Annotated in this window: 6 protein-coding genes and 1 pseudogene; all 7 read right to left on the bottom strand. The window is 67.8% G+C overall.

Going from position 1 to position 2,948, the window contains the following annotated elements:
* Nucleotides 1-296 (bottom strand): annotated as a pseudogene (locus ACKOED_RS04905) (baseplate J protein); the annotation flags it as partial.
* Entirely contained in the window at nucleotides 293-712 is a 420-nt protein-coding gene (locus ACKOED_RS04900; protein ID WP_408915460.1) for a GPW/gp25 family protein, read from the bottom strand. The pseudogene ACKOED_RS04905 and the gene ACKOED_RS04900, both read right to left, overlap by 4 nt.
* 5 nt (nucleotides 713-717) lie before the next feature.
* Complete coding sequence (locus ACKOED_RS04895; protein ID WP_408915459.1) at nucleotides 718-942, bottom strand: hypothetical protein; 225 nt, start codon at nucleotides 940-942, stop codon at nucleotides 718-720.
* Nucleotides 943-953: 11 nt separating this feature from the next.
* On the bottom strand, nucleotides 954-1,538 hold the full coding sequence (locus ACKOED_RS04890; RefSeq protein ID WP_408915458.1) for a phage baseplate assembly protein V: 585 nt from the start codon (nucleotides 1,536-1,538) through the stop codon (nucleotides 954-956).
* The gene (locus ACKOED_RS04885) at nucleotides 1,525-2,328 is read right to left on the bottom strand and encodes a hypothetical protein (RefSeq protein ID WP_408915457.1); all 804 of its coding nucleotides are present in this window, start codon (nucleotides 2,326-2,328) and stop codon (nucleotides 1,525-1,527) included. The genes ACKOED_RS04890 and ACKOED_RS04885 overlap by 14 nt, the downstream gene beginning before the upstream one ends.
* Nucleotides 2,325-2,741: a hypothetical protein gene (locus tag ACKOED_RS04880; protein ID WP_408915456.1), complete on the bottom strand. Its 417-nt coding sequence runs from the start codon at nucleotides 2,739-2,741 to the stop codon at nucleotides 2,325-2,327. Before ACKOED_RS04880 ends, ACKOED_RS04885 begins: the two co-directional genes overlap by 4 nt.
* A 14-nt stretch (nucleotides 2,742-2,755) precedes the next feature.
* The coding region (locus tag ACKOED_RS04875) for a major capsid protein (RefSeq protein WP_408915455.1) at nucleotides 2,756-2,948 on the bottom strand (193 nt) is incomplete at its 5' end.

The raw sequence follows: 2,948 nt of genomic DNA, 5'->3' as shown, positions 1-2,948 counted from the left end.
AGCCGCGTCACGTCATACCAGGCCGCCAGATGGTCGAGGTCGGCGCCCGTCGCGAAGGCCAGAAGATTGGCGCGGGCGACATCGTTGGCGCGGGCCCTGAGCAGTATCTCGCGATAGGCGAACACCTCGATCAGCTTCCGGGCGGGCTCGCTCTCGAGGTCGATGACCCCGGCGATGGCCGGAAACCGCGCCACCAGATCGTCCCGCATCGCCGCAACGATGGGTTCGTAGCTCACCGTCTCGATCACCTCAGGGGGCGGCAGCACGGAGAGATCAAGCGCGGTGTCGTGGCTCATGCCGCTCGCTCCTCTATCCTGACCCCGTCCGGGTTCGCGTAAGCATCGAGGCGGCGCGCGCCCTCGACCGTAAAGTCGCCCAGCATGGCGCGGGGACGGTATTCGCCGTCGAGAAACACATGCAGCCGCCCGTCGTGGGTCACCTCGACCGCCTGGATCCGGGTCACCCGGAAGCGGGGCTCCCACTGCTCGATCGCCGACGTGATGGCTGCAAAGCAGGGAACCACCTCGTCAGGCGTGATCAGCCTGCCCAGCAGGTTCGGCACGAAGGACCCGTACCATTCGCGCATGATGCGGGCGCCGAACCGCGTGGCGAAGATATCGGCCAGCGACTGCACGACATGATCCCAGCCCGTGACGATCCCGCCCGTCGCGGCGTCGAGGCCGACGGAGGGGCTGTTGAGATCGGCCGCCATCAGGATCACCCGGCGATTTTTGTTCTGGAGCGGCGCTTCGGCTCACCTTCATCGGCGGTGTCACCGCCTTCATCCGTTTCGGCCTCCGGGGCCTCTTCCACGGCCAGCGTGCCGAGCGTCAGTTCGTACTGGGCCTCCGCCGGGGTCAGCTCCAGAACGGTGCCAACGCCCGTATTGTTCCGTCCGGCGACAAAGCGCCCGGCCTTTTCAGTGATGATGTAGCGTGCCATTTGACTGCTCCTCAGTTTGCCGCGATGCCGGTGAGTCCATCGCCAGGCTCGACGCCGCCATGGATGTGGCTCGCGCCGATGTTCCTGCCGTCATGCATGACCTTGCCGCCGGTGATGGTGACACCGCCGCCGGTGATCTCGACCGCGACGCCGCCAACCTTGATGAGAACCCGCCCGCTGGTGATCTCGAACGCCGTGCCGCCGACATGAACCTGCGTCAGATCATCCCTGATCGTCGCCTTGACGTTGCCATAGGCGAGGACGTTCTCGTCGCCTCTCGAAGATGGCGGCTGGTTCTGGTCACTCCAGGTCATCGGGAGCGCCACCGCCTGCTGCCAGTCGCCACAGGGCGAGATCAGCGTGAACTGCTGCCCCCTCGATGGTGGCGTGTGGACCTTGAGCGCCCCGGCGATCTGGGCGTAAGGCACCCAGGGCGAGAGGAAGGGCTTCCCCTCCACATCGCTGCCGAAGTTGAGCCTGACCCGCTGCCTCGCCGCGTCGGCCTCCTCGACCGTGCCGTGGCGCATGGCGCCGGAAAAGCGCCGCTCGAGCTCCGCCACGCGGGAGGCCAGCTCGACCAGTTCACGGACCGCCATGCGGGAACCCCTGCTCCGCCGCCGCCGCCTCGTCGAGGCTTGCGCTCATGCCGCCCGTCACGGTCACGGCCGCGACGCTGGCCGGATCGGCGCCCTCGTCGAGGACCGGCCCCAGCCCGATCGCCTTGGCCGTCGCCTTGTGGATCCCGAGCATGTTGGCCGCCCGTTTCCATTCGGCCACCCCGGCCCCCTCGATGGTCAGACGCAGCAGATCGGCAATCGGCTTCAGCGCCGCATCCTCCTCCATGACCGTGAGGACATCCGCCCAGGCCGAGCCAGCTACGATTGCCGCCCCGCCGGCCGGAGCCTCGATCAGGTCACAGGTGAGGACGATCTGCCGCGCCGCGAAGCGGACCCCGCCCTCGGCGGAAGCGCCGCGGCGGGACAGGCGGCGCTTGACGCGCGGCACCAGCTTCATCCAGACCCGGGACCAGCCGCTGCACTCGCGGGTAAGCGCCGCAATCACCTGGTGCTCCATCATGTCGAGCACCAGTTCCATGCCTTCGTCGGTATGGGGGATGGTGATGCTCACCTCGCCCCCGATTTCGACCCGCGCCGCGATGGCCGCATCGATGACGAGATCGCAGGAGATATCGGCGTGGAACAGGTCGCGGCCCACCGGGATCGCTTCATGCTCATCCGTCATCACCACCAGGATCGGCTGGCGGTTCCCGGCGATGGCGAGATCGATCGGGTCGATGGCGCTGTCGAAGACCCGGTCCTCGGCCAGCGTGGCGCCCCTGACAGCGCGGGCCGCGGCGATGCGCATGGCAAGGCGGGACAGGCTCATTCCGGTTGATCCTCGCGGACGAGCATGAGGGCGGTATCGCCAAGATCGGTATGCTGGATTGCCGCAACCGCGTAGACGGGAGATCCGGCCCTGTCCGGGAAGGCGATCCTGTCGCCCCTGGCGGGCGCGAAGCCCAGCGCCGACACCTGCGCGGCGGTCATCCAGAACTGGGCCCCCATCACCTGCAGGCGGGTCGAACCCGAGAACTCGCCGGCACTGGCCTGGCCCCTGATCGGCGACTCGCCCGGACCCGCCGAGAAGACACCCCACACATTCGTCGCGGGGCGGTTTTCGTCAGCCGCGCGCTGCGCATATTGGGTGGCGACGCGCGGCGTCAGGATTGCCGCCTCGCCATAGGCCGTCGCGACGGCCGAAGACAGCAGCTCATCGAGCGTATCGAACGGCGAGGCCATGGCGTCATCCCCCCTTACGTGCGCCGCAGCGGCATCAGAACGCGCGGACGCGTGCAGTAGTGAAGGGCGTTCATCTGGAACTCGACGTTCACGCCCTTGTCGTTCGGCTTCTGCCACTGCTTGGCATAGAGGCGCTGGCCCGGCCGGTTGACGGTCTCGATATAGTCCGCCGGCGCATAGAGGGTCTTGAAGAGGCCCGGCACGCCG

Source organism: Aestuariivirga sp. (assembly GCF_046093005.1).
Classification (GTDB): domain Bacteria; phylum Pseudomonadota; class Alphaproteobacteria; order Rhizobiales; family Aestuariivirgaceae; genus Aestuariivirga.
This window is presented reverse-complemented; position numbering and strand designations above follow the sequence as displayed.

What these genes read in the sequence shown, in the direction of transcription:
- ACKOED_RS04900 (WP_408915460.1), bottom strand. Translation starts at nt 712, where the DNA reads ATGGCGGCCGATCTCAACAGCCCCTCCGTCGGCCTCGACGCCGCGACG.
- ACKOED_RS04895 (WP_408915459.1), bottom strand. Translation starts at nt 942, where the DNA reads ATGGCACGCTACATCATCACTGAAAAGGCCGGGCGCTTTGTCGCCGGA.
- ACKOED_RS04890 (WP_408915458.1), bottom strand. Translation starts at nt 1,538, where the DNA reads ATGGCGGTCCGTGAACTGGTCGAGCTGGCCTCCCGCGTGGCGGAGCTC.
- ACKOED_RS04885 (WP_408915457.1), bottom strand. Translation starts at nt 2,328, where the DNA reads ATGAGCCTGTCCCGCCTTGCCATGCGCATCGCCGCGGCCCGCGCTGTC.
- ACKOED_RS04880 (WP_408915456.1), bottom strand. Translation starts at nt 2,741, where the DNA reads ATGGCCTCGCCGTTCGATACGCTCGATGAGCTGCTGTCTTCGGCCGTC.